Here is a 25,865-nt window from a genome sequence, read left to right as displayed (position 1 = left end):
AGTGGAGTATTTATAATGTCGGCTGAGACCGAAGCCCTCTCCGAACAGATCAAGCAGTCGGTGGCACTGCTGAGGAGGCATCTTTAACTGGGATGTCGCCACAACACGCCTCGCGGAACTGAACCACCGCGCGGAAGACCCAGACCTTTGGAATGATTCTGACGCTGCCCAGAAGCTGATGCGCGAGCGAACCATGCTCGCCAATCAGATCGAGGGCGTTGAACAGATCGAACAGGACGTTGAAGGCACACTGGAACTTGTCGAGCTCGCAGAAATGGAGAACGACACGGATCTGGTGCAGGAGGCCATTGCGACGCTGCGTGGGCTGGCTGCCGATGTGCACAAGCGCGAAATCGAGAGTCTGTTGTCCGGCGAAGCTGACAGCAATGACTGCTACGTCGAAGTGAATGCCGGTGCAGGTGGAACGGAAGCCCAGGATTGGGCCGAGATGATTCTGCGCATGTACACCCGTTGGGCAGAACAGCACGGCTACAAGGTGACCTTCATTGAAAGCAGTGAAGGTGAGCAGGCGGGCATCAAGTCTGCCACCATCCAGATCAGTGGCCTCAACGCTTATGGTTGGATGAAAACGGAAGCTGGCGTGCATCGTCTCGTCCGCATCTCGCCCTTCGATGCTGCTGCCCGTCGTCAAACGTCCTTCGCGTCTGTCTGGGTGTATCCGGTGGTCGATGATTCCATTGAAGTGGAGATCAACGATTCGGATCTGCGTGTGGATACCTTCCGTGCTTCAGGCGCAGGCGGTCAGCACGTTAACAAGACCGATTCGGCCATTCGTATTACCCATATCCCGACAGGCATCGTTGTTGCTTGTCAGACGGATCGCTCACAGCACCGCAACCGTGCCAAGGCGATGGAAATGCTGAAGGCCCGGATGTACGAGGCAGAACTGCAAAAGCGCGAAGCTGCTGCAGCCCAGACGGAAGCTGCCAAGACGGATATCGGATGGGGTCATCAGATCCGCTCCTACGTCTTGGCACCCTATCAGTTGGTCAAGGATCTGCGGACAGGCGTGGAAAAGGGAAATCCGGACGCTGTTCTGGATGGTGCCTTGGACGACTTCATGTCGGCTTCTCTTGCGCAACGCGTCGGGGCAACACGATCTGAAGCCAGCGCTTCTGCTCAGTAAGAGTACTCTGGCGCATTAAAACGAAACCGGAAGGCCGGGGCGGCGTAATTAATACGCTGTCCCGGCCTTCTTGTTATAATTCTGTTACAGTTTTTGGAAATTTGATTTTCTGAAGGCAGAAAAAAAGCGGAAAAGTGTACTTTTTCGCCCACTCTCCTGCGAATATTGGCGCCAGACGATCGAAAGATGAGAATTTTTCGTTTCGGGACAGGCAATAATCAGCTTGACACCATGGCCCGAAGGCTGCCCAATCAGCATATCGGGTATGTTCTCACGACATGAGACGAATCACACGTCCGTGAGGTGAGGGAACTCGATGTAAACACAAGGTCGAGATCTCGCACCGTACAGGTGTGGATCCATTGTCGGTGTCAGTGAGGGGTAAGAAGGTTTCGACATGAAGAGCTACGCCGCACAGCAGCGCAAGCCGACGGACTATATTGTCGCGATCGTCGTGGCCGTGCTGGCTATGGGCGCGGTAATCTATGCGCTCATGAGCGGTGCTGTGGGCAAACTCGTCCACGAAAAGCCGCCCATCAAGACGGAAGTGATCAAGGAGCAGCCTAAGCCGCCTCCGCCACCACCACCTCCGCCGCCGCCGCAGATGGAACAGCCGCCGCCGCCGTATATTCCGCCGCCGAAGATCAGTGTTCCGCCGCCACCCAAGGCGATCCAGCGGGTCACACACGCCAAGCCACCGCATCCGGTTCCGCCGAGCCCGACGCCTGCACCTGAGCCTGTTCCGGCTCCTCCGCAGGGTCCGCCAGCTCCGGCAGTGCCTGATCACACGGCTGGCGCGTCTCCGATCAACGGCGCCAAGCCGGAGTATCCGGAGGAAGCCCAGGAAGAGAACCGTGAAGGTAAAGTTACGGCTTCCTGCGACATTCTTCCGAACGGTCACACGGCAAACTGCGCGATTGTCAGCTCCACCGGTGGTCACGAGTTTGTGGAAAGTGCGCTCGACTTCCTTCGTCGAGCCCGGTACCAGCCCGCCGTCGTTAACGGCGCTCCGGTTACCGAGCATCACCACATTCTGCACGTTGACTTCACGATGGGCGACTAAGTGTCCGTCAGCCAGTAGTCCAATAAGATTGCCTCTTCGGATCAGGTGGTTCGGAGAGGTTCAGGAAAAGGGCCGGTCCCCATATGGCCGGCACCCCAGACAGCTCCTAAAACGGGCATCTCTAACGAGGATATGGAGTTCATGACCAGACTGTTCCGCCTTCCTGCTCTTGACGTTCCGACGAAGGCGCGCGCCGTCCGGGCCAGCGCCATGGCTCTGACGCTGGCCCTGGCTTCGGGTGCAATCGCACCGGCCGTCGCTTTCGCTCAGCCTGCACCGGCTGATCAGAGTGCTCCGGCTGCCGCTCCGGCCGACCCGTCGGCAGTGCCGCCGGCTCCGTCCTCGGACCCGTCTGCTGCACCTGCTGCTTCTGCACCGAATGATGCTGGCGCTCCGGCACCTGCCGCCGGTGATGCAGCTGCTCCTGCTGACCAGACGCCTGCTGCTGCTGCCACCCCGGGTGAAAGCGCAACGGCCGCTCCTGAAGCTCCGGCTCCGCAGGGCAACCCATACGGTCTTGGCGCTCTGTGGGCCAATGGTGACGTGATCGCTCGTGGCGTTCTGATCATTATGGTTATCATGTCCGCTGGTACCTGGATCATCATGGTCATGAAGTTCCTGGAGCAGGGCCGTGTGTTCGCTGCTTCCAAGGAGGCTTCCCGTGAATTCTGGACGAAGCCGTCCGTTCAGGCTGGCGCTGCGTCCCTGAAGGCTTCTTCTCCGTTCCGTTACATTGCTGAAACCGGTATCGTTGCTGCAGAGCACCACGAAGGTTCCATGCGTGATGCGATCGACCTGCACTCCTGGACGGAAATGTCCATCGGACGCTCCGTTGACACCATCAACACGCGTCTTCAGGGCGGCCTCGCGTTCCTCGGTACGGTGGGTTCCACCTCTCCGTTCGTCGGTCTGTTCGGTACGGTTTGGGGTATTTACCACGCTCTGACCGCCATCGGCATCGCAGGCCAGGCATCCATCGACAAGGTTGCTGGTCCGGTGGGTGAATCCCTCATCATGACGGCAATCGGTCTTGCAACCGCTGTTCCGGCTGTTCTGGGTTACAACCTGCTCGTTCGCCGTAACAAGGGCGCTATGGATCGCGTTCGCAACTTCGCTGCAGACGTCCAGTCTGTCCTGATCGGTGGCTTCCGTCACGGCGTGTCTCCGGAAGACGGCGGCATGTCAGCTCCGACCACCATCACCACCAGCCAGCGGGTCTGATACTATGGGAATGAACGTCGGAGGAGGCGGCGGTGACGACGAGGTGGTGTCGGCAATCAACACCACCCCCCTCGTCGACGTCATGCTGGTGCTGCTGATCATCTTCTTGATCACCATCCCAGTCGCCACGCATACCGTGAAGGTCAAGCTGCCGGTTGATGCAAATCAGCCGACACAGACCAAGCCAGGAAACGTTGTTCTGGCAGTGACTGCGAATGGCCAGGTTTTCTGGAACACCACACTGGTCCCTACGCATCAGGATCTGCTGAACCGCCTCGTAGATGTGGCCAAGCAGAAGCCTCAGCCGCAGGTCCAAATCCGTGGTGACGGTGCTGCCAAGTATCTGGCAGTTGGCCAAGTGGTCGCTACGGCTCAGGAAGCTGGTATCGCTCACGTGGACTTCATCACCGAGCAGCCCCACACGAACTGAAGGTCTGCCGGGCCGTTATAGAAAAACGGTCCGGCAACCTCTTTCAAGTCACCCTTTTGGAGAACCGCCGTCATGGGCATGAGCGTCGGATCGGACAGCACGCACGAAGACGAAGGTATCGTCGATATCAACACCACGCCGTTGATCGACGTGATGCTGGTGCTGCTGATCATGCTGATCATCACCATCCCGCTGCAGACACATTCGGTGGCGATCGATCTGCCTCAGGGCAATCCTCCGCCGTCTACCGAACAGCCCAAGCTGGTGACTGTTAGCATCAACTACGACAACAGCATTTCGTGGAACAGCGAGCCGGTCAGCTCGGAAGCAGCACTCCAGGCCCATTTCCAGGCCGCTGCTGCTGAAGGTGATCAGCCTGAAGTCCACATTCATCCTGACCGTCTTGCCGATTATAAAACGGTTGCCCACGTCATGGCTGACGCTCAGCGTCTCGGCGTGACCAAGCTGGGTATCGTCGGTCTGGATCAGTTCATGGAAGGACAGTAATTCGTGTCTTTGTCCCTTAACCGCCGTCTGAGCGCCCGCTCCCTTCTGCTGGCTGGCGCTATTGGTGCAGCTCTTGTTGCTGGGCCTGCCGCCCACGCTGATGATGTGCTGGGCCAAGCTGTCGGCAAGGATCTTCAGCAGGCGCAGAGTGCTCTTGCCGCGAAGAGCTATGAAAAAGCCATGGCTGCGGTTGATGCCGCAGATGCGGTCAAGGGCAAGACGGATTACGAATCCTACACCATTGCCCAGATGCGTGCAGCGGTTGCCGCTCAGTCCGGTAACGTGGCTGCGGCAACGAAGGCGTACGATGTGCTCATCAACAGCTCTCGCACGCCGAAGGCTGCCAAGGGTCAAATGTTGATGGCTCAGGCCACCATGGCTTATGGCGCCAAAAACTATGCGGCTGCCATTCCACCGACCGAGCGCTATCTGCATGAGCACGGGCCCGATCCGCGCATGCAGACCATGCTGATCCAGTGTTACTATCTTCAGGGTGACTGGAAGGGAACGGCCAAGGCTGCTCAGGAGCAGGTGGACGAGACGATCAAGGCAGGTAAGATTCCTGCCGAAAATCAGCTTCAGATGCTTGCCACGGCTTATACGAATCTGAAGGATGCGGACGCCAAGACGCACGCCTACGTCCTGCTGGCCAAGTATTATTCCAAGCCTGATTATTGGGCGATGCTGATCCATGATCTGGTCGCAAATCCTAATCTGGCACCGCCGCTGGTCTTCTATGTTGAGCGTCTGCGTCTGGCGACGGGTGTCCTGAAGGATCCGTCTGATTATCAGGATATGGGCGAGCGCGCTGTGCAGTTGGGTCTGCCCCAGCTTGCGCTGAACCTGCTCAATCAGGGCTACGCCAACAAGTCTCTGGGTAACGGTCCGACAGCTGCTGGCGATGCAAAGTTCCACGCATTTGTTGCACAGCGTGCTGCTGCCGATCGTGCACAGCTTGCGCAGGCTGCTGCTTCTGCTGCCACAGATCCTTCTGCCGGTCCTGCTCTGACAGCGGGTTATAATCTCGTTCTGAACGGTCAGGCTGATCAGGGTCTTGCCCTGATGAAAACGGGCCTGGGCAAAAATCCGCACTATCCGGATCTGGCTCAGGTCGAATTTGGCATGGCTCAGATGGATGCAGGCCATAAGGCTGATGCCATCAAAACCTTTGAATCCATTGCCGGTAATGGTCCTGCAAAGGATGTTGCTGAGCTCTGGGCTCTCTTGCTGTCTCGTCCTGCCGCTCACTGAGCTGGATAAGAGCTACAAGTTCAAGGAAAACGCCGGGGTTATTCCCGGCGTTTTTTGTTTAAAAAGGCAGGACCGAGTCCATGACCTGCTGCCCGTAGCGCGGCGTCTGGATCTGGGTAATGGTTCCTCTGCCACCGTACGAAATGCGGGCTTCTGCCATTCTGTCGTGAGTAACAGTATTGTCGGCCGTAATGTCCTGTGGTCTGACAATGCCACTGACCCCGAGTTCGCGTAGCTCGCTGTTAACCCGAACTTCCTGTTTCCCCATCACGACAAAATTTCCGTTTGGAAGAACCTGTGTGATGGTTCCTGCCAAGCGAAGGGTCACGGTTTCATTCCGGATGATCTTTCCTGTCGCGCTGCTATCGCTACTGCTGGCTGTGTTCAGACTGTCAGCGCCTGTGACCGCGCTGATCACCCGTCCTTTAATTCCAAACAGATTGGGGATTCCGAATTTTTCATCTGCTGCCCGATTGGCCGTCGTGCCGTTATTGAAAGCAGCGTTGTCGGTGATGTCCACAATGATCGTGACCAGATCTCCGACCTGAGAAGCGCGCTGGTCCTTGAAGAATGCACGGCTGCCACTTCGCCACAGGCTGGAAGCTTCTTGCGGAGGGGGACGCAGGGGCGGCATTGGCATTGTGACCGGACGATAGCTGGCTGCCAATGTGGGGTCGGTGATTGACGTCATGCGGGGTGGGCGACCAACCTCGGAGAGCTGGGCCAGCGAGTTACAGGCGGAGAGGGCGGGAATCAGCCCCAATAGCCCCAGGCAACGCACAGCATGACGAGATGGAAGCAGCATGTGTGGGGCAATTCCGTTTGTTATGAACAAAACGACCCAAACATATATTTCGTAAAAAACGGGTTAACTCTGCCCCCGGACAAGCCCTTTAGCGCACTTTTCTCCAGTTTGTGAAAGTTACAATATCCATATTATCCCACGTCTAGGGGGCATGTCGTGCAAGGGACAGCATTTGCAGGATGGAAGCTGATGTCGTCGTGTGCATAAACAGGATGGGTTGAGGCGACATCAAGGAAAATTCATTTTTGAGCGGTGATAGTTCGATAAGCGATCACGTAGAAAGCGATACGGGAGAAAGCCGCATGGCCGTTGTGCGGCGTATGATGCGTGTTGCTGCTGCCGTATGTGTGCTGTCCTCGGTCGGTGGAGCCATGGCTGCCGAACCGGCGTCTGAATCGTCTTCGACCGAAGGACGTACTGCGTCAGATCAGGCCAGTGGGGAAACAGAGGCTGCACCGTTGTCAGCAGGGGCTGCGGAGCTTTTGCCCAAAGCGTCGGCTTATGAAGACCTTGCTGGAAATCTGTCTGCTCCGCCTTCGCTTTTTCCTTTTGTGAATGATGCTCATGGTTGGTTGAGGCGCCATGGAACGATTGCCCAGTTCGACAATATGAACGAGATGATGGGCGCCGTGACGGCTCCGACCAAAGGGTATGGTTACAAGCAGGGCGCGTCTAATGCCGGACAGTATGCTCTGAATATTGTGACGGATTGGAACCGTCTGGCGAAGCTTCAGGGCTTTGCGACTCATGTGATTTTCATAGGACGCTACGGCACAACGGCTAACCGCATGTTTGGAGACTGGCTGGCTCACAGTCAGGAGACCTACGGTGGTGGCGGAAACGTCGTCGTGCATCTTGTGATGGCATATGGGGAGCAGCACCTGTTCCAGAACCGACTGGCAATCGCAGCGGGGCGTATGTCCCAGCTTTCGGATTTCGCCGCCGGTACTGTGTTTTGTTCCTTCGTGAACAATAGCTTCTGTGGTCGCCCCAAAGGTGCTTCTGACAGCGCCTATTACAGCTCTTATCCGGCGTCTGTCTGGGCGTTGCGTGTGAGAGGGCGTCCCTGGCGGCGGGATGTTTATGTCGAGACGGGTGTCTATTTTGCGGAAGAAGGCATTTATTCGGTCGCGCAACATAGAACAGGGTTCAAGCTGAATGGCTCGAATATTGTTGGTGAAATTTTTCCCGTAGAAATCGGATGGCAGCCCATCTTCCGTCGCCCTTCCGGAGAGCTGGCGTATCCGGGCCATTACAAACTTGGCATAGCCGTGGAGACGATGGGGCGGTCTGAGAACTTTCTGGATACGTTGGGAAACCCGTATGCAGATAGCGGATATTCTGCTGCCCGCCATAGCGGTTCATGGTCCACCTGGCTGATGGTAGACCAGCGGATCAAAGGCTCCAGAATTAACCCACAGGGCGGTGTCACGCTTATGGGGGGCGTTGTACTGAACGAGCCGCGGACTGCACTCAGGGATCGGCAGATCTATCTGGGAGCAACCTGGAAAGGCTTCTGGGCTGCCCGACCGTCAGACTCGATTGGACTGGCGGTCTCGTATGTTCATATCGCGTCAGGTGTGCAGAGAACTGAACGGATTCTTCTGGCTGCCGGCAAGTCTCTGCCTTATCGGGCGACGGGCTTGCAGACGCATCAGGAAGTTGCAGAGTTGAACTACACGTTCGCAATCGGCCGTGCGATGACGTTTGAGCCTGATCTCCAATATTACCATAACCCGAACGGGCAGGTGAACTTACGGGATGCCGTTATGATGGGCTTCAAGAGTCATATCGAAATCTTCTGAATTCGTTACGTGCAGGGAACCGGAAACGGCGCTGATCGTTTCTGATGGCTTCACCGTCTTTTCGGAGGATTACTCCACGTGCGTAAATCGATACTGCTTCTTCTGGCCCTTTCCGTGTCCTGCGTGACGTTGACGGCCTGCGAACACCACCGGACGTTCGGTGAAAAGGTGCGTGACACCGTTGATCCGCCGAAGGGCCCGATCGAACGCGCTGGCCGCTCTGTTGATCGTTCCCTCGGGAACTGATCCGGTACCCCTGCACAAGAGTTGCTCTCTTGCCCCGTGACTGAATGTGGTCGAGAACGAAGGGATGGCGGAACGGCCGTACCTTTGTTCGGTCCTCAGATCCGTCAGCATGGGAGAATGATCAATGCCGCCCGTTTCGGAAAATTCGCTTCTCACGTTGTCTAATTCCCGTGGTCCCTCAGGGCGGCCAGTGTGAGTGCAGGCGATGCGAATTCTTCTGACGGGCGGTCTTGGGTTTGTCGGCACCCATCTCAAAACACGCCTTAAAGACCGGATGCCCGATCATGTTCTGATCGAAGGGCAGCTGGATCTTCTTGATCGTGAGGCCGTAGAGCGTGTTGTGCAGGATACACGCCCTGACGCCTGCATTCATCTTGCGGCTGTGTCATCGGTTCTGGAAGCCAGTCAGGACACGCGGCGCGCCTGGCAGGTCAATCTTGATGGCACAATGAATCTGGCGGAGACGTTTCAAAAACACGCCCGTCACATCAGATTTGTGCATGTCTCCTCAGCGGAAATCTATGGCGCCTCTTTCGCAGAGGGCGTTCCTTTGACCGAAGCGGCAACTGTAGCGCCGTTGAATTCCTATGCTGCCAGTAAGGCGGCCGCGGACATGGCTGTAGGAATGATGGCGAAAGAAGGCCTGCATGCTGTAAGGATGCGGCCGTTTACGCAAGCTGGAAGCGGCCAGGATGTGAATGCCATTCTACCCTTTCTGGCCTCTCAGGTCGCTCGGGTTGAGGCGCATCAGCAGACTAGCATGACGATCAACCATCCGGATGTCGGATATGACATTACAAACGTCCGGGATGCGTGTGACGCCTATATCGATGCCCTGACGTTAGAGGATGCTCCCGCGGATGGTACGATTTTGAACATCTGTAGCGGTGAGACCCGAACCGTACAGTCCATGTTGAATGATCTGCTGGAGATGGCAGGGGTGCACGCAGAAGTCCGTTTGGATTCTACTCATCCGACACCGTCAGGTCTGCAGAACATGGTGGGGGACCCTTCTGAAGCCCAACGCATTCTGGGATGGACAGCTCAGATTTCCTGGAAAAACACCCTTGAGGAAGTTCTGAACGACTGGCGTTGGCGCGTACGGTCCTGATCGCTCAAAATTTTGAGTCAGCAGGCAGAAACTGAAATCTACCTACTGGCTTGTGGTCAGTGCTGTCCCTCATCGGCGGACTGTGGGCACAGTGCCCGTTCAACCAAGGCGCAAACAATATGTGCGGCGGTGATGTGCATCTGCTGGATCAGGGGCGTCCATGCGGAAGGGACGCGGAGCACGAAGTCCGCTTCGGGAATGTCCACGGATGTCTGGCCAGTAAAGACGACGGTTATAACACCCTGTGCGCGCGCAGCCTTGAGCGCCTCTATGATATTCGGCGAACGTCCGGACGTTGTAATGCCGAGGAAAACATCCCCCTTGCGCCCCAGAGCGAGAACCTGCCGGGAAAAGACGTGATCGAAGCCATAGTCGTTGCCAATGGCCGTTAAGCTGGATGTATCGGTTGTCAGTGCAATAGCGGCAAGTGGCCGGCGATCATACATCAGGCGTGCAGTGAATTCACCGGCAATGTGTTGGGCATCGGCGGCGCTTCCACCATTGCCTGCCACCAGAAGCTTTCGGTCATCCTGCAGAGCTGACATGATGGTCAGAGCAATTCCTGCCATCATTTCGGAACAGGCGTCGTCCTTTGAGAACGCCACCATCGTTTCTGCCGACTGGTTAAGATAGTCCTGCATATAATTCCGCTCGGAAGCAGGAAGGTCATTCAGCAGGGTGGATGTCTGGATCGATGACATCAGGGTCAACAGCTCCTGGAATACGATATAAAAAGCGGCGGTAATGCTTCTTGAGGCTCACCGGTATGACACAGAGACAGACTGGCTCAGGGCGCATCTGTCAAGCCGCTGACCAATAAAGCAGTCTCGCTAACTTGTGCGCTAAAGATTGAAACGCTTTTTGCGTGTGGCTCGTTGCAGGCCTGTATCCGTGAGGAGATAGACCCGATGTCACAGCCATCCTCCAGCAATTCGAGTGCACCTTTCCTGACTACCCTTCGCGCAAGTGAAGCCAATACGCCTGACAGGAGGCGCTGGTGGAAGGAAGCCGTGGTCTATCAGGTTTACACACGTTCATTCTGTGACAGCGACGGAGACGGAATTGGTGATCTTCCGGGCCTCATCAGCCGGTTGGATTATCTGCAATCGCTCGGAGTACAGGTGATCTGGCTGGCCCCGCACTATGACAGCCCGAATGTTGATAACGGGTATGACATCCGGGATTACCGTAAAGTCGATCCCTTTCAGGGGACCATGGAAGACTTTGACCGGCTGGTGGAAGGCTTAAATGCCCGTGGGATGAAACTCATTGTGGATATCGTGGCTAACCACACGAGTGATCAACATGTCTGGTTTCGCCAAAGCCGCGCCAGCCGGGAAAACCCCTATCGCGATTTCTATATCTGGAGGGATGGCCGGGATGACGGACCGCCCAATAATTATCTGTCCATCTTTGGTGGAAGCGCATGGCAGAAAGATGAAACAACAGGGCAGTATTATCTGCACTATTTCGCTCGCGAACAGCCTGATTTGAACTGGGAAAATCCGGCAGTCCGGAAAGAAATGTACGAAATGATGCGTTTCTGGCTGGACCGGGGCGTCGCAGGCTTCCGGCTGGACGCGATCTGCTTTCTGTCCAAGTTACCTGATCTCAGAGACCTCACGCTGGCTGAGATGGAGAGCCTTGAGCATGTCTATGTCACCGGCCCCAAAGTGCATGATTATCTACAGGAGATGCATCGGGAGGTTTTCGCAGGCCGGGACCTTCTGACAGTTGGGGAAGCTTTTGGTGTGCCATTCGATGAGACCCCGGCTTTTGTAGAGGAAAGCCGAAGGGAAATGACGATGGTCTTTCATTTCGAAATTGTCCGCCTTGGTCGACATGACTGGCAGGTTCAGGATTGGACGATCAAGGATCTCAAAGCGGTTTTAAGAGGGGAAGATACGTCGTCTGGCCCAGAAGGCTGGCTGACATCCTTTCTGGAAAACCATGATAACCCACGATCTGTCTCATGGTTTGGAGATCCTTCGCCCAAAGGGCACGGCCCATCAGCCAAGGCTCTGGCAACAATGCTCCTGATGCGACGTGGGACGCCCTATATCTATCAGGGGCAGGAAATTGGCATGACGAATATCCGGTTTGATGGGATCGAGGATTTTGAGGACATCAATGCCAGGGGCATCTGGGACAATACTGTCGGCATTGGAAAAATGTCCGCAAAGGAGGTGTTGTCCAGCCTGTCAAAGATCAGTCGGGATAATGCACGAACCCCCATGCAATGGGATGGAACGTCGCGTGCCGGGTTTACGACTGGTGTGCCGTGGTTTCGGATCAATCCAAATCATACGGACATCAATGTGGCCCAGCAGGAAGCTGACCCCGGGTCCATTCTGAACTATTACCGCCGGTTGATTGAGCTTCGCGCTACGCATCAGGCGCTGATTTACGGTACATTTGAAGATGTTGATCCAGACCATCCTTCGGTCATTGCGTTTACGCGTACGCTAGAGGACGAGCAGTTTCTTGTTCTGATCAATATGTGTGGGGAAAAGGAACACTATATTCTGCCGCATGGTCTGAAAATATCTGAGGTTCTGATCGACAGCGCATCTGCTCAGGCAGCGGACGTGCTGCCTGAGCTGAAGCCCTGGCAGGCAGGCGTCTATCGGTTGGCACCACCAGCGGACATCTGAAGAGACGTCTGCTCAATTAATCAGCCTCAAAAAGTTCTTTGCCCACCAACCCAGACCTCCGCGATTTGCAGCGTGTCATCCAGAACGGTGAAATCGGCCAAGAGATCGGGAGTAATTGTGCCCCGATCATGAAGGCCAAGATAAGTCGCTGCATTGGTGCTGACGAGCCGTGCAGCCTCCGGAAGTGATTTCCCGGCCTGCACGGCGTTGCGCACAGCCTGGTCAAGGGTCAGGACACTTCCTGCCAGAGATCCGCCGGGAAGGCGGACAACGCCGTCCTGGATCAGGACGTCTTGGCCGCCCAGACTGCTGGGGCCTTCCGGTTCACCTGTTCCCCGCATGGCATCTGTCACGAACAGGAGGCGGTCTCCCATGATGCGTGAGGCCAGACGAAAGCTGGCGGGGTGCACGTGGTAGGTATCGAAGATCATTTCCGCATACGCGGTGTCGCTGCACATGAGTGCCGTCACAGGGCCGGGCTTGCGCCCCTCGATTGCAGACATGGCATTGAAAAGATGGGTCGCACCAACGGTTCCGCCAGCTCCACAGACAAGGCAGATGGCGCGTTCGGCGCCTTCATGATCTGTGGTGGTATGGCCAAGACTGACCCTTACGCCAGCCGCTGCAAAACTGCGCATGGCACTGTCTGCATGGTCCAGTTCGGGAGCCAGCGTGACCACGCGGACACACCCGGTCTCGACAGCTTCCTGAACCCGGTCAGGGGAGGGCGGAATGGCAAAGGGAGGCTGCGCACCCAGCTTGTGGGGACTCACAAACGGCCCTTCCAAATGGGCTCCATGAATGCGCGGACCGTTGTCCACCCCGCGTTCACAGACTTCCGCGACGGCGCTCAGGGCATTCATTACGTCATTCCAGGGTGCCGTAATGGTTGTCGGGAGAATGGTCGTAGTGCCGTGAGACATGTGGAACCGGGACAGTGTTTCAATGGCTTCCACACCGTCCATAGTGTCGGCCCCACCGCCACCGTGAACATGTCCATCAATGAAGCCTGGAAGAATGTAGCGGTTGCCAGCGTTTTTCAGCGGCTCAAGATCGTGGATATGGGTGCCGAAGGTCACGCGACCGGGGACGATCCGGTCCCGGAGTACGAGATTTCCATCGAGATGAGACGTCATTGTTTCTGGTCCAGTGGGAGAAGGCCCGTCTGTCCGTAGCGGCGAGCGTAGAAAAGAACTGCGAGATAGGATGGCAGAACGAGGAGGGCGAACATGGCCTGAAACCCGACATAAGGCTTTAGCAGGACATAGATCTGCGGAATGATCGCACCGCCGCTATACGCCATGACAATCAAGGCCGAGGCCAGTGGAGTCCAAGGGCCAGCGCCTCGAATGGCAATCGGGAAGATCGTCGGCATGATCATGGCGTTTGTGGCGCCCAGCAAAGCGACGCAAAGCACCGAGGCGTAACCATGCGTCAGGAAGGCCGCAATGGTCAGGATGCAGCCGCCAATGCAGGAGAACTCAAGAAAGCGCTCCTGCGTGATGATGCGTGGAACAACGACGAACCCGGCGACATAACCAGCCAGCATTCCAGCAAGAGTCAGGGAGGTGAAGAACTTGGTCTCGCTCAGTGGAAGGCCAAAGCCCTGCCCATATGTGCCGATGGCATCGCCCGCCATGACTTCGATGCCGACATAGATGAACATGGCCGCAATGCCGAAGACGAGATGCGGCCGGAAGATCTTTTCACTGCTTCCGCTCACGCTTGGAAGGGGCGGAGCCTGAAGTTCTGGTAGGGGGAAGAAAATCACGCCCACCGCAGCCACCAGCAGAACAACAGCCATGCTCATATACGGCGCATAAATGGCATGGACGAAACTGTTTAGAATGGTGTCTCGTGCTTCTGATGTTGCAGCAAGCTGCGCTTTCTCTGCGACATTTCCGATATCGCCCATGACGACTGTGGCCAGGACGATAGGCGCCAGAATGCCGGCGAATTTATTGCAGACACCCATGATGGCAATACGCTGGGCGGCGCGCTCCGAAGGACCAAGCAGGCTGACCAATGGGTTGATAACGACCTGCATCAGTGCAAGCCCTGAACCCAGCACCAGAAGCCCAGCCAGTGCGCCGCCATAAATGCGCATGGAGACAAATTGCCCGAAGAGAGCCACGCCCGCCGCACACAAAACCAGAGCTCCGGACAGACCGCGGCGTAAACCCAGCGAACGGGCGACAAACGATGCGGGAATGGAGAACAGGAAATACGACAGGTAGAAGACCAGAGGCACCAGAAAGGCGCTGACGTCTCCCAGTGAGAACGCAACCCGGACAAACGAGATCAGCGGCCCGTTCAGCCAGGTCACAAAACCCATCATGAAGAAGATGGCGGCGGCAACACCAAGCGGACCAAGGCCGTATGAGCCAGTCAGGCTGTCCGGGGAACGGTTCATGTCACTTCGGCTCCACAGGCCTGATCGTACAGGCCAAGAACTGTGTCGATTGCGGAAAGAATTATGGCGCGCGGATGCCGTGGAAGCAGCCCGTCGCGGATTTTCTCGTACTGCACAGGCAGGAATTGGCTCAGAAGAGGATCTGGCAGCCCTGTTTCCTCAAGCTGGCGCAGAAGCGTTTCAACGGCGGCTTCCGCATCAGGTTGAGGCCAGTAATAGCGGATGCGGTCGCTGTAAGCATAGTGACGGAGAATGGCGAGCTTGCTCTCTGTGCCTTCGTAATGGCCACGCCACTGCGCGGGCTGCTGCGTCATGATCCGTTCCATAACCGCCCGCAGGCTTTCCTGCTGCGGCAGAAGGACGGAGCGGATGCTGTCCAGCCCATACAGGGCTTCACGCAGGGCAAAAGTGAGGCCCGGTCCGACTTTTAGAAGCAGAAAGCCGTCTTCCACAAGTGCGCGCAGGGCGGGGGGGGGCTGATAATCGGTCGAATGGGCTTCGAAGATCTGGCCCGGCATCTGGTTTAGCGTGGCCGAGAGGGACTGCGCGCGCGGCCGGTCGTAAATCACGACATCTTCCACACCGAATTCCACGCCCGGCTGAACGACAAGCCCGATCACACGGCTCCAGACGTCGTCGCCCAGAACCCGGCGGAACAGCGTTTCGTGAACCTGAAGTGTTGCAGTGGCAGCGTCCGGAGAGGTTGGCTCCAGATGGTCCAGAGCCTCAGCCGCACCACCTGGAACAGGGACTTCCGTTCCAATGATATAGACGGCCTGACCGGGAGCCGCGCTTTCGGCGCGCTGTGCAAGGGCGCAGGCGCGTTCGGCAACGGTTTCATCGGAAAGCGCAACCGGTTCGCCCGTGCAGCCCATGCTGGCATCGAGGTGCAGCTTTACGAAGCCCGCTTTTGCAAAGGCTTCGATCATGGTCAGGGCCTTGTCCATGGCCTCCTGCGGGGGCAGGGATTTCCATGGATTGGGGCCAAGATGGTCGCCGCCCAGCAGAACAAGATGCGTCGGGCAGCCGACCTTCGCGGCAATTCCAAGCACAAGATTCCGGAAATCTGCCGGGGTCATGCCAGTATAACCCCCATCCTGATTGACCTGATTGCAGGTCGCCTCGATCAGAACATGTCTCTTGGTCCGGGCAGCGCGTTGAAGCGCTGCCTCCAGCACCAATGGGTGTGCGGAACAGACAGAGGTCAGTCCTTGACGTTGGGCTTTCGGAACGTCTGGATCGTGCGTCTGGCGAACGAGGTTCAGGAACGGAGAAAGGCTCATGAATCAGGCGATCGTCACAACTTTGGTCAGATGACGAGGGGCCAGAGTATCCAATCCCTTCGAGCGCGCGACATATTCGCCGAAGAGCTGAAGCACTGGCAGAACGACCAACGGGCGAACATCTGCGTCTTCCTTAACGGAAAGAGAGACGGTGCCGGGGCCACCAATGCCTAGAACGCGTGCGCCCTTGCCCATCAGATCCTTGGCAAGAATGCTCTCTTCTCCCAGCGTGTCCGGGTGGTACAGGAAGACGACGAGAGAGCTGTCATCAATCAGGCTGATCGGACCGTGACGGTATTCCAGAGGATGATGCGCTTCCGTCTGGCTCAGGCTCATTTCCTGAAGCTTCAGGGAGCCTTCGCGGGCAACACCATAAAGCGCACCAGCGCCCAGGAACACGAAATGGGAACGGCCTTCGATCAGAGCCTTGAGCTGCGGATCTGCGGCGTCAAGGAGTTCCTCGGCAGCCTTTGTTGTATCCGGCGTGACAGAAATACCTGCATAACGCAGGCCCATTAGCAGCATCAGACTAGCCGACGCTGTCATGACGATGCCTTCTTCCGCATGGGTTTCGGCCAAGACGGTTTCGTCTGCGTTCTTCTCGAGACTGGTCTCTTCCGCGCAGGTGAAAGCCGTAACGTGTAGACCGTTCTTTCGGCTTTCGATGGCAGCGGCAACCGTCTCAGTCGACTCTCCGCTGCGTGAAAGAGCAAGAATGTTTGGGCGGATTGAGGACGGCACATAATCCTGCGGGCGGCGTGTCCACTCATTGCCTGCAACAGCACGCGAAAACACACCGTTGGCGTTCAGGCTTGCCGCGATTGAATCCGCAATATGAACGGATGTTCCACATCCCACGACGACCGTGAAAGTCTCCGGGTCCGGATGCACATCCTGCATGTCTACCTTGTTCCAGAGGGGAAACTGTTCGCGAATACCGCGCTCAGTAGCGTTCATAAGAAAACCTTTCAGGCCTCTGAGCCTACGGTGTCGAGGGTACGGGAGAGGGATTGAATCCAGTGTGTATCTGCTGCCCATCCGGCTTGGCGGGCAGCAGAAATGAGGCCTCCACCAATGGGAGGGAGAAGGGGCGGGCGAGGTGCTCCGCATTGTCTTGCGATGGCATTTCGCAGGTACGCGCTTTGCAGCGTACCGCCCGCATAGCTCCAAGGCAGGTCTAATCCTGGCATTTTTCTACGCGCCGCAAGGATATGCGTGGCCAGATCTGATGCGGCCTGATCCAGAAGAGCCATGGCCGGGACACAACCGTCTTCAGCAAGGGCAGACACATGGCGGGCGAGAGCTGCAACGGCAGAGCGAGGATGCTCAAGGGTGCCATACCATTCCAGAAGAGCCGGCGTGCAGAGTTCCGGGCTGGATGGCAGGCCCATGGCCGCAGTGAAGGGCGCCAGGAAGCTGGCATCCTGCGTGTTTCGACCATCGAGAATGTGCGTCAGAAGTGCCAGGGCGTTTCGGCCGATCTGGTAGGCGCTGCCTTCATCGCCAAACAGGCTACCCCATCCGCCGACCCGGCAATGCTTGCCCGCAGCATCGGACGCCCACGCCATAGAGCCTGTGCCAGACAGAAGAAGAATGCCGGGCTGCCCCCCAAATGCGGCTGAACAGGCCATGTCCACATCATTTGTGAGGGAATATGGAATGTCTCTGAGATTTTCGGAGACAGCGTTTTTTTGCCGGGCGCAAAGCGTTTCACTTTCGCCGTATCCGGCCAGCCCAAGTCCGACAGACTGGGTCTCGACAGGGAGCGCCTGCAGAAGGCCTGTCAGCCTCTCGCGCCAGAGGGGTTGGTCAAAGGGGTTCGTTCCGCCTGTCTGCCGGCTGGCGGCGACTGTTCCATCCTGACGAAGGACAACAAGGAGAGTCTTGCTGCCCCCGCCATCAATCGCTGCGATACAGGGTTCAGTCACGGCCAGGCTTTCTTGCGGGTAGTAGGATTCCTGTCTCGATCTGACTAGCCAGAGGCCAGTCATGTCAAGTCATCTTTCTGAGCGAAACGTTCCGATTTCGATCATTTTATGAGTGCTTTTTGAAAAATATGGGTATGCTTCGGCGCACCGTGTCATGGCTCAGTGGGGAGAGCGTCTTTTGGCTTCTGACCGGCTGGCTCAGATCCGGCATTACCTTTACCTGAACGGAATGAGCGGTGTCCACGAGCTGGCCAGACAGGTGGATGCCTCTCTTGCGACGATCCGGCGGGATCTTCAGTTGCTTGAAGAGCAGGGCATTGTCATCCGGACACGCGGCTGTGCTTCCCTGACTGTTTCCATCGATCGAGAGGTTGCGTTTGAGGCACGGGAAAATCACGCACTCGAACACAAGCGAGCCATTGCGGATCTGGCTTTTTGTCGTATCGAGCGAGGGTCAAAGGTTTTCTTTGATGCCGGGACAACTGTTCTGCAGCTCGCGCGGCGCCTTCGTATTTCTCCCATGCCGCTGACAGTCTTTTCCAACAACATCATGGTTTCGGAAATGCTAAGCGGTGTCGAAGGTGTCGAGACGATTCTTCTTGGTGGCAGAGTAAGGTATACTAATCGCAGTCTGGTCGGACTTTTGGCAGAGCAGGCACTCGAGAAACTCTGGTTCGATCAGGTATTTCTCGGTGCCAGTGCTGTGCAGGCAGATGCGACGATTTCGACGCCTGATGAGGAAGAAGCCAGGCTCAACGCGCTTATGATGAAGCGGACGGAGACGTGCTTTCTTCTTGTGGATAGTACAAAATTTGCGCGCCACTCCACTTACAGTGTCGGGCTCCTGGATCAGGTTTCCTGTATATTTACAGACACCGATCTTGATGCCCGACAGGTTCAGTCTCTGCGAGACGAGGGGCATGACGTCGTGCTCGCGGGGCATGCAGAAGGAAAGATATAGGATGCTGAACGAGCCCAAAATTCTGGCTGAGGTTTCAGGCCTGGCTGATCTTTATGAAAAAGCGTTGGGTGAGAATGATCTTCAGACCCTGGATGACCTCTTTTATGCGGGGCCGGAGACAGTCCGGTACGGGGTTGGTGAAAATCTCTATGGCATCGAAGAAATCAGGGAGTTCCGGAAGCAGCGTCCAGGAGGTTCTCCGCCACGGGATGTGCTGAAACGCGTCATCACGGTGATTGGTCAGGATGCTGCCGTGGTTGATCTGGAGTTTCAACGCCGGGGTGGTTCTAAAATTGGCCGTCAGAGTCAGACATGGTTTCGTACACAGAATGGCTGGAAGATTCTGGCTGCGCATGTTTCCCTGATGGCCGACATATCCTGAAGACTGACTCTGAAGAGGCGACGGCAGCAGCATGAATCTTTCGGAAGATAAAGAAATCGAGGTTCTCGCAACGGCGAATGGCCTTGTGATACCCGCTGAATTTCATAAGGGAGTTCGGATGAACCTCGACCTTCTGCGTTCCTATGCGACCCTGATCGAGGGAATGGAACTGTCAGACAGGCTTGAACCTGCGTTCGAGTACGAACCATGAGCGGGCTTGAATTTCGCACGCTGGACATTGCTGCGCGTGTTCGAAGCGGCGAGTTATCTGCAACAGCCGTAACCAAAGCTGTTTTTGCAGACATCGCCGAGCGGGATGGAGCATTGAATTGCGTCACGCGTCCCCTCACGGATCGGGCATTTGCCGCTGCAGCAGCAGTTGATTCTGCTGTTGCGGAAGGCTGTGATCCTGGCGCATTGGCGGGTGTCCCATTCGGGATCAAGGATCTGTTTGATGTGGCCGGTCAGGTTACGACAGCAGGTTCGAAGGTGCTGGCAAATGATCCGCCTGCGACAAGGGATGCCGCACTCGTGGCACGTCTGATCGAAGCGGGAGCCATCCCTGTAGCACTGACAAACATGGACGAGTTTGCTTACGGCTTTGCCACGGACAATGCCCACCATGGCGTCACACGCAACCCTCATGCGCCGGATCATCTGGCGGGTGGTTCGTCTGGTGGATCGGCGGCTGGGGTGGCGGCGCGCCTGTTTTCGCTTGGTCTGGGGTCCGATACCAACGGGTCCATCCGTGTTCCAGCCTCTTTGTGTGGTGTTTGGGGGCTCCGGGGAACGCAGGGGCGTTTTCCGATTGAGGGTAGCTACCCGTTTGTTGCCAGCCTCGACACAGTTGGGCCTTTCGCGGACAGTGCTGGCGGCCTGAGAGCGTGCTTTGAGGCATTGGTACGGACGGAAAACGCACCTGTTGATGTTGGTGGCTTGAAAGTGGCACGGCTGGGTGGATGGTTTGCGGAGAACATGTCTGCTTCCATGCAGGAGGCAGTAGATGCGCTGGCGGGCCGCCTTGGTGCCAAAAACACAGTTGAACTGCCTGAAGTTGCGCGGGCGAGAGCGTCTGCTTTCGTGATCAGTGCCTCGGAAGGAGCAGCGTTGCATCTGCATCGTCTGCGCACACAGGCGAAAGATTATGATCCGTCAGTGCGTGACCGTCTGCTTGCTGGCGCCCTTTTGCCGGCTTCCCTGATTTTCCAGGCGCACCGTCTGAGAAACTGGTTCCGCGCACGGATGCATGAGGCTTTTGCTGATGCAGATATCCTGCTGGCGCCTGCTGTGGTGGGTGAGGCACCGCGCTTTGATCAGCCATTGATCGAAGTAGGGGGTAAAATGGTCTCTGCGCGTGCCAATCTGGGGCTTTATACGCAACCGCTGACGTTGGCAGGCTTCCCGGTTTTGACGGTCCCGATGAAAACGGCAGGACTGCCGTTGGGAGCCCAGCTTATTGCGCGCCCGGGAAGGGAAGATCTGCTGCTGGCTCTAGGGGAATCCCTTGAGCGGGATGGAACTGCCGAAGCTCGATTGGTCTGAACATGAAAAGGAGGCGCTTTTACAGGAGCGCCTCCTTCTCTTGAAATTACCAGGCCGCCACGGACCCATCGCTGCGTGGGTCGGTAGCCCCTTCGAGGCGACCATTCGCGTGTCTTACGATGGCTCCGGCATGTCCCATAATGGATGACATGCCAGAAAGCTGCTCAATCACATGTCCTGCATCCTGAAGGGCCTGAACTACGGTCGGATCAAATCCAGGCTCCAGTTTGAGCGACGTGCTTTCCTGCCCCCATGTGCGACCCAAAAGCCAGCGAGGGCGGCAGATCGCCTCCTGCAGTGGAACACCGTGTCGGGCGTAGCGGCTGAAAACGGCAGCCTGTGTCTGGGGTTGGCCTTCACCCCCCATGGTTCCGTAAACCATGACGCGTCCATCATTGAGGCGCGCAGCGGCGGGGTTCAGGGTGTGGAAAGGCTTTGAGCCGGGAAGCAGGCAGTTCCAGCCAGAGGGTTTCAGGCGGAATGAAGATCCACGGTTCTGCCAGAACAGACCGCTTTGCGGCAGCATCACACCGGAACCAAACTCGAAATAAAGGCTCTGGATCATGCTGACGGCTACACCATTGCTATCAATGGCACCCATCCACGTTGTGTCGCCCCACTGGGTCTCTTCCGTCCAGGGGAATGCTTCTGTCATGGAAATGCGGGCGGCCATTTCGTCGAGCGCTGACGGGTCTTGCAGAAGGGCGCGAATATCGTCTTCCGCAGTTGAGCGGCCATCGATTTCGCGATTTCGGTAACGAAAAGCCTGCTTCGTGGCCTCGATCAGTCCGTGAAGGTGCTCATAACTTTCTGGCGCGTCGCATTGTGGAAGACGATCTTCCAGCGCGAGGATCAGCAGAGAGGCTGCCCCCTGTGTCGGGGGTGCCATATTATAGAGCGTCCCCATCGACGTCTGAACATCCAGCGGCGCTTTGACTTCAGCGCGATGAGACAGGAAGTCTTCCAGACGCAGGGGGCTGCCAGCGGCCTCAAGATCGGCCGCCATGCCTTTTGCCAGATCGCCCTCATAAAAACTTCGCAGACCGTGATGAGCGAGGCTTCGCAGTGTAGCCGCCAGAATAGGGGAGGTCTGAATTTCTCCTTCCTGCCAGGGAATATCGTCAGGGATGCAGAAAGACCGAAAAGCCTCGTTTCCACAAAGTTCTGCCTGCTTTTCCTTTAGAAGTGCGGCTTCGCTCTCCGAAACGACGCGTCCGGTGCTGGCATAATGGATGGCATCGCGCAGGAGGCGATCTAGCGGGAGGGAAGGTTGTTGCTTGGCACTTTCTTTCAGGGCTGCTTCCCATCCAGAGACCGTTCCGGCGACGGTATTGGCCGCCAGACCGCCGCGCCAAGGGATGACGCTGTGGCCAGCCTGAGCATACAGATCCAGCGTGGCATTTCTGGCCAGCCGTCCGCAGGCATCAATCGCAATGGTCTGCCCGTTGGGGTAGGAAATCAGCCAGAACGAATCTCCCCCGAGGCCTGTCATGTGGGGGTAGACCGCGGCCAGTGCAGCGGCTGTTGCTACAATGGCTTCAATAGCTGTCCCGCCATCTTTCAGGACGTCCAGTCCAGCCTGACTTGCGAGATGATGAGGGGATGTCACCATCCCGCGGAGAGAATTGGGCGTCTGCATGGAAAATACCCGTCAGGCAGGAGGGGAAGATTGGAGGCGGGAGATATGGTCACACAAAGTCTGGATCAGCAGCTCTTCTGGCCCCTGAGCCGTCTGGTGACGTGTGGCCGCAATGAAATCGACATTCGGGATGCGCGGCAGGGAGGGCATTTCGCAAAGGGAAAGCCCATCAGACTCTCGCAGAAACCCTGGCTGCGCCGTAATGCCGTATCCTGCACGGACGGCGGCCAGAATTGCGCTCAGATTGCCGCTGGTGAAGGCGATGTGCCACGGGAGTTCGGCACGGTTCAGGGCTTCGATTGCAAGGCGCCGGGTGACGCTACCTTCCGGGAACGTCACCAGTGGAATGGACTGACCGTCTGAGAAAGGTGTTTGCGCCGGGCCGAACCACCGCAATTCTTCGGTCCAGAGCTTCTGGCCGTGCGTCTCGGAAGAGCGACGCATCCCGCAAAGCAGATCAATTTCGTCATTGTCCAGAAGGCGCGTCAGGGATGCACTGAGCCCGATAGTCATTGTGATCTGAAGAGAGGGATGTGCCGCGCGAAAAACGCCCAGAATTTCTGGGAAACGCGTTAACAGGAGGTCTTCCGTCACACCCAGCCGGATGGTTCCACGTGGTGTCCCGTCCCGGAAGTAGGCGAATAGGCTATCTTCAACCTGCAGAAGGCGCTGCCCTAATGAGACGAGGGCCGTGCCGTTTTGTGTCAGGCGTACAGCTTTGGTGCTGCGTGCCAGCAGCCGGGTGCTCAGTTGCTCTTCCAGCCGGCTAACATGCTGACTGATCGTGGACTGACTGACACCCAGCATCTGCGCTGCAGACGTGAAATGCAGAGTTTCCGCAACCGCCAGAAACGACTGCAGATGCATGGGATCAAGGTGGGTTTGATCTTTCATGCGAATATGTGAGGTGAGTTTTATCACGAGGTCAACTTGATCTGGTCCCGTTATGAGCGCAAACTTTATTCAAGATTGTACGTCCTTCTGGCGGAGACAAAATGACAGCCCACGGAGCCCGTGCCGTTCAACGGTGCCGCATTCTCGTTGAACCTCCATTCAGCGAGACGGCTGGTAGCCTTTTCCGTTTCTGGCTCGGAACATCCTATCGACATACCCTCGCTCAGGTCCAGATCTGGATGGAAGAAGCGGGCATGGATGTGCGGACCGATGCCGTGGGCAATCTGGTTGGTCGCTATGAAGGGACAGATCCAAAGGCGCCGGTTCTCATGATTGGCTCACATCTTGATACCGTGCGGAATGGGGGAGCCTTTGACGGCAACCTCGGGGTGATGCTGGGAATCGAGCTGGTTGCAGCCTTGAAGGATCAGGACACGCGCCTTCCATTCCCAATCGAGGTTATTGGGTTTGGTGACGAGGAAGGATCCCGGTTTCCTGTTCCCATGATCTGCTCCCGAACAATGACGGGGGAGATCAGTGCCGTTCCTCAGGGCGTAACGGATTCTCAAGGCATGACGGTTGCCGAAGCGATGCTGTCATATGGCCTCGACCCGTCGCAGCTAAAGAATGCAACGCGCCGGCCAGAGGATATTCTGGCCTTTATCGAACCGCATATCGAACAGGGCCCTTGTCTGGAAGCTGCGGATGAGCCCTTGGGCGTCGTGACTGCGATCGCTGCCCAGACCCGTCAGCGCGTCATGGTCAAGGGGCAGGCCGATCATGCTGGTACTACGCCGATGACTCTGCGCCGCGATGCGCTAGCCGGGGCTGCGGAGATGATGCTGGCAGTAGAAAAGCGTGGGTTGAACGGGGCCGGAAATCTCGTGGCAACGGTCGGGCAGATGGAAGTGACGCCTAACACGTCAAATGTCATTCCCGGCGATGTCTGGTTCTCATTGGATATGCGCGCAGGCTCCAATGAGGTCCGTGACGCACTGGCTGAAGGCATCCGGTCTGATATTCGCGACATTGCGAACCGGCGCGGACTGGACGTCTCCTTTACTGCTCCACAGCAACTGGCAGCGGCAGCGTGCTCTCCGGGGATCATTGAACGATTTGCTTCGGCTGTTGAAGCGGTAACAGGGCGCTCTGCCCCTCGGCTTCTCAGCGGTGCCGGGCATGACAGCATGGCCATGGCGGGCTTCTGCCCGATGGGTATGCTGTTTATTCGCAGCCCGGGTGGTCTGAGCCATCATCCAGATGAAACAGTGCTTGTGGAAGACGTTGAACTCGCCCATCGCACCCTGCTTGCTTGCGTCAAGGAATTTCAGTCATGACATCATCTTTTGCTCAAATTGATCCGCCGTCGCGCCTGCTGATGGGCGCAGGGCCTGCCAATGTGCATCCACGCATTTTGCGGGCCATGGCAACGGACGTCATTGGCCAGATGGACCCCGAAATGACGGCGTACATGGATGAAACCATGGCGCTGTACCGGGAAGTCTTTCAGACAAAAAATCACTGGACGCTGCTGATCAACGGTTCTGCCCGTTCGGCCATTGAGGCTGCTCTGGTTTCGCTGGTTTCTCCGGGCATGAAAGTGCTTATTCCGCGGATCGGGCGCTTTGGCCTTCTGCTAACGGAAATTGTTCATCGGTGCGGCGGTATTCCCTGCACTGTGGATGTGGAGTGGGGGCAGGTTGTTGATCCTGCTGCCATTGAAGCTGCCATCATTGAACACAAGCCTGGCCTTGTGGCGACCGTGCATGGCGATACGTCCACCACAACTGCCCAGCCGCTTGCGGAAATTGGTGCTATTTGCCGCCGTCACAACGTCCTTCTCTACGTCGATGCGACTGCTACGCTGGGCGGAATGGAGTTCAAGACGGACGCCTGGAACATTGATGTCGCAACTGCCGGGCTTCAGAAATGCCTTGGTGGACCGCCGGGATCTGCACCGATCACGCTATCGGATCGTGCTGTAGAGGCCATTCTGCGTCGGCGCCATGACGAAGCCGGTATTGCGACAGGCCAGCCGCAGGGTGAGGGGCCGGTGATTCAGTCGAATTACTTCGATTTGGCGATGCTCATGAATTACTGGTCTCCGGCACGGATGAATCATCACACTGAAGCGACGTCCATGCTTTATGCGTCCCGCGAGGCTGCTCGGATTGTGGTTGAGGAAGGTGTGGATGCCCGGGTCGCACGTCACACGCGCGCCGGACGGGCCATGGTGGCGGGTCTGCGGGCGATGGGGCTGCGCGTCTATGGCGACGACGCTACGCGGATGACCAATGTGACTGGTGTATGGGTTCCTGAAGGGGTTGATAATGCCCGGGTTCGCGAGCTGATGCGCAAGGACTTTGAAATCGAGATTGTCTCATCTTTCGGTCCACTGACAGGCAAGATCTGGCGTATTGGCGCGATGGGTGTGAATGCGCAGAAGCACAAGGTTCTGCTGACCCTGTTGGCGTTTGAAGCCGTTCTCGCAGGTGAGGGCGTCAAGCTACCCCGTGGGGCCGGAGTAGATGCGGCGCGTGCTGCCTGGGATGCTGCCTGAAGTCTTTCGCAGTCAGATCAGGC

25 protein-coding genes are annotated in these 25,865 nt (G+C 57.1%); 16 read left to right on the top strand and 9 right to left on the bottom strand.

The genetic code is table 11. The features are described 5' to 3' along the window. Positions 1 to 15: 15 nt before the first annotated feature. From prfB to KP705_RS11115, 6 genes are all read left to right on the top strand, one after another. Positions 16 to 1,147 (top strand): peptide chain release factor 2 gene (gene prfB / locus KP705_RS11140; RefSeq protein WP_099213300.1). Its coding sequence is split into 2 segments (ribosomal slippage): positions 16 to 84 and positions 86 to 1,147, totalling 1,131 coding nucleotides; the frame shifts between segments, so codons are not numbered across the junction. Positions 1,148 to 1,544: 397 nt separating this feature from the next. Continuing rightward, positions 1,545 to 2,210 (top strand): energy transducer TonB, encoded by a 666-nt coding sequence (locus KP705_RS11135; protein WP_046900242.1) that lies wholly within the window; start codon positions 1,545 to 1,547, stop codon positions 2,208 to 2,210. Positions 2,211 to 2,351: 141 nt separating this feature from the next. After that, positions 2,352 to 3,431 (top strand): MotA/TolQ/ExbB proton channel family protein, encoded by a 1,080-nt coding sequence (locus tag KP705_RS11130; protein ID WP_080951457.1) that lies wholly within the window; start codon positions 2,352 to 2,354, stop codon positions 3,429 to 3,431. A gap of 4 nt (positions 3,432 to 3,435) precedes the next feature. Continuing rightward, positions 3,436 to 3,861 carry a biopolymer transporter ExbD gene (locus tag KP705_RS11125; RefSeq protein WP_046900241.1) on the top strand — a complete coding sequence of 142 codons (426 nt, stop codon included), beginning with the start codon at positions 3,436 to 3,438 and terminating at the stop codon, positions 3,859 to 3,861. A gap of 72 nt (positions 3,862 to 3,933) precedes the next feature. Continuing rightward, positions 3,934 to 4,368 carry a biopolymer transporter ExbD gene (locus tag KP705_RS11120; protein ID WP_046900240.1) on the top strand — a complete coding sequence of 145 codons (435 nt, stop codon included), beginning with the start codon at positions 3,934 to 3,936 and terminating at the stop codon, positions 4,366 to 4,368. Positions 4,369 to 4,371: 3 nt separating this feature from the next. After that, positions 4,372 to 5,619, top strand: coding sequence for a hypothetical protein (locus tag KP705_RS11115; protein WP_046900239.1), 1,248 nt, complete (start codon positions 4,372 to 4,374; stop codon positions 5,617 to 5,619). 58 nt (positions 5,620 to 5,677) lie between these two features. On the opposite strand, the gene flgH is transcribed toward KP705_RS11115, so the two are convergent. Beyond that, on the bottom strand, positions 5,678 to 6,424 hold the full coding sequence (flgH, locus tag KP705_RS11110; RefSeq protein ID WP_046900238.1) for a flagellar basal body L-ring protein FlgH: 747 nt from the start codon (positions 6,422 to 6,424) through the stop codon (positions 5,678 to 5,680). Positions 6,425 to 6,726: 302 nt separating this feature from the next. On the opposite strand from flgH, the gene KP705_RS11105 reads away from it, so the two are divergent. The 3 genes from KP705_RS11105 to KP705_RS11095 all read left to right on the top strand — a co-directional run bounded on the left by KP705_RS11105 (position 6,727) and on the right by KP705_RS11095 (position 9,586). Continuing rightward, positions 6,727 to 8,229, top strand: a complete 1,503-nt coding sequence (locus KP705_RS11105; protein ID WP_235271731.1) for a carbohydrate porin — start codon at positions 6,727 to 6,729, stop codon at positions 8,227 to 8,229. Between the two features lie 78 nt (positions 8,230 to 8,307). Then, positions 8,308 to 8,475: a hypothetical protein gene (locus tag KP705_RS11100; RefSeq protein WP_167386170.1), complete on the top strand. Its 168-nt coding sequence runs from the start codon at positions 8,308 to 8,310 to the stop codon at positions 8,473 to 8,475. A gap of 205 nt (positions 8,476 to 8,680) precedes the next feature. Beyond that, positions 8,681 to 9,586 carry an NAD(P)-dependent oxidoreductase gene (locus KP705_RS11095; protein WP_215764452.1) on the top strand — a complete coding sequence of 302 codons (906 nt, stop codon included), beginning with the start codon at positions 8,681 to 8,683 and terminating at the stop codon, positions 9,584 to 9,586. A gap of 56 nt (positions 9,587 to 9,642) precedes the next feature. Here KP705_RS11095 and KP705_RS11090 read toward each other — a convergent pair whose 3' ends face one another. Further along, positions 9,643 to 10,287, bottom strand: a complete 645-nt coding sequence (locus KP705_RS11090) for a D-sedoheptulose 7-phosphate isomerase (protein ID WP_203548205.1) — start codon at positions 10,285 to 10,287, stop codon at positions 9,643 to 9,645. Positions 10,288 to 10,494: 207 nt separating this feature from the next. On the opposite strand from KP705_RS11090, the gene KP705_RS11085 reads away from it, so the two are divergent. After that, positions 10,495 to 12,240 (top strand): alpha-glucosidase, encoded by a 1,746-nt coding sequence (locus tag KP705_RS11085; RefSeq protein ID WP_215764451.1) that lies wholly within the window; start codon positions 10,495 to 10,497, stop codon positions 12,238 to 12,240. A gap of 26 nt (positions 12,241 to 12,266) precedes the next feature. Here the strand turns inward: KP705_RS11085 and nagA are convergent, their stop codons facing one another. Genes nagA through KP705_RS11060 form a run of 5 tightly spaced genes read right to left on the bottom strand, consistent with a single transcriptional unit; the run spans position 12,267 to position 17,927 of the window. Further along, the gene (gene nagA, locus KP705_RS11080) at positions 12,267 to 13,376 is read right to left on the bottom strand and encodes an N-acetylglucosamine-6-phosphate deacetylase (protein ID WP_215764450.1); all 1,110 of its coding nucleotides are present in this window, start codon (positions 13,374 to 13,376) and stop codon (positions 12,267 to 12,269) included. Next, positions 13,373 to 14,653, bottom strand: coding sequence for a glucose/galactose MFS transporter (gluP, locus tag KP705_RS11075; protein ID WP_211514318.1), 1,281 nt, complete (start codon positions 14,651 to 14,653; stop codon positions 13,373 to 13,375). The genes nagA and gluP overlap by 4 nt, the downstream gene beginning before the upstream one ends. Further along, on the bottom strand, positions 14,650 to 15,936 hold the full coding sequence (locus tag KP705_RS11070; protein ID WP_215764449.1) for a D-tagatose-bisphosphate aldolase, class II, non-catalytic subunit: 1,287 nt from the start codon (positions 15,934 to 15,936) through the stop codon (positions 14,650 to 14,652). Before KP705_RS11070 ends, gluP begins: the two co-directional genes overlap by 4 nt. Before the next feature lie 3 nt (positions 15,937 to 15,939). After that, positions 15,940 to 16,893: an SIS domain-containing protein gene (locus tag KP705_RS11065; RefSeq protein WP_046900231.1), complete on the bottom strand. Its 954-nt coding sequence runs from the start codon at positions 16,891 to 16,893 to the stop codon at positions 15,940 to 15,942. 11 nt (positions 16,894 to 16,904) lie between these two features. Then, on the bottom strand, positions 16,905 to 17,927 hold the full coding sequence (locus KP705_RS11060) for an N-acetylglucosamine kinase (RefSeq protein WP_046900230.1): 1,023 nt from the start codon (positions 17,925 to 17,927) through the stop codon (positions 16,905 to 16,907). A gap of 115 nt (positions 17,928 to 18,042) precedes the next feature. Between KP705_RS11060 and KP705_RS11055 the strand changes: the two genes are divergently transcribed. From KP705_RS11055 to KP705_RS11040, 4 genes are read left to right on the top strand one after another with little or no spacing between them, the layout of a single operon-like run. Further along, a complete protein-coding gene (locus KP705_RS11055; RefSeq protein ID WP_046900919.1) occupies positions 18,043 to 18,825 on the top strand; it encodes a DeoR/GlpR family DNA-binding transcription regulator in 783 nt (260 codons plus the stop codon). A 1-nt stretch (position 18,826) separates the two neighbouring features. After that, complete coding sequence (gene hpxZ, locus KP705_RS11050) at positions 18,827 to 19,207, top strand: oxalurate catabolism protein HpxZ (RefSeq protein ID WP_064274221.1); 381 nt, start codon at positions 18,827 to 18,829, stop codon at positions 19,205 to 19,207. 31 nt (positions 19,208 to 19,238) lie between these two features. Continuing rightward, the gene (locus KP705_RS11045) at positions 19,239 to 19,418 is read left to right on the top strand and encodes a DUF4089 domain-containing protein (RefSeq protein ID WP_046900228.1); all 180 of its coding nucleotides are present in this window, start codon (positions 19,239 to 19,241) and stop codon (positions 19,416 to 19,418) included. Further along, positions 19,415 to 20,749, top strand: a complete 1,335-nt coding sequence (locus KP705_RS11040; RefSeq protein ID WP_046900227.1) for an AtzE family amidohydrolase — start codon at positions 19,415 to 19,417, stop codon at positions 20,747 to 20,749. Before KP705_RS11045 ends, KP705_RS11040 begins: the two co-directional genes overlap by 4 nt. 46 nt (positions 20,750 to 20,795) lie before the next feature. Here KP705_RS11040 and KP705_RS11035 read toward each other — a convergent pair whose 3' ends face one another. Together KP705_RS11035 and KP705_RS11030 are read right to left on the bottom strand one after the other, a co-directional pair. Next, positions 20,796 to 22,361: a gamma-glutamyltransferase family protein gene (locus tag KP705_RS11035; RefSeq protein WP_305798444.1), complete on the bottom strand. Its 1,566-nt coding sequence runs from the start codon at positions 22,359 to 22,361 to the stop codon at positions 20,796 to 20,798. A gap of 39 nt (positions 22,362 to 22,400) precedes the next feature. Further along, on the bottom strand, positions 22,401 to 23,282 hold the full coding sequence (locus KP705_RS11030; protein WP_215764447.1) for a LysR family transcriptional regulator: 882 nt from the start codon (positions 23,280 to 23,282) through the stop codon (positions 22,401 to 22,403). Positions 23,283 to 23,383: 101 nt separating this feature from the next. On the opposite strand from KP705_RS11030, the gene KP705_RS11025 reads away from it, so the two are divergent. Then, positions 23,384 to 24,619 (top strand): allantoate amidohydrolase, encoded by a 1,236-nt coding sequence (locus KP705_RS11025; protein ID WP_046900225.1) that lies wholly within the window; start codon positions 23,384 to 23,386, stop codon positions 24,617 to 24,619. Next, complete coding sequence (locus KP705_RS11020) at positions 24,616 to 25,842, top strand: alanine--glyoxylate aminotransferase family protein (RefSeq protein ID WP_046900224.1); 1,227 nt, start codon at positions 24,616 to 24,618, stop codon at positions 25,840 to 25,842. Before KP705_RS11025 ends, KP705_RS11020 begins: the two co-directional genes overlap by 4 nt. Positions 25,843 to 25,865 lie beyond the last annotated feature (23 nt).

Source organism: Gluconobacter sp. P1D12_c, from assembly GCF_018812105.1.
In the GTDB taxonomy this organism is placed as follows: domain Bacteria; phylum Pseudomonadota; class Alphaproteobacteria; order Acetobacterales; family Acetobacteraceae; genus Gluconobacter; species Gluconobacter oxydans_A.
The sequence above is the reverse complement of the archived record's forward strand: the minus strand, read 5'-3'. Positions and strand labels throughout refer to the sequence as shown.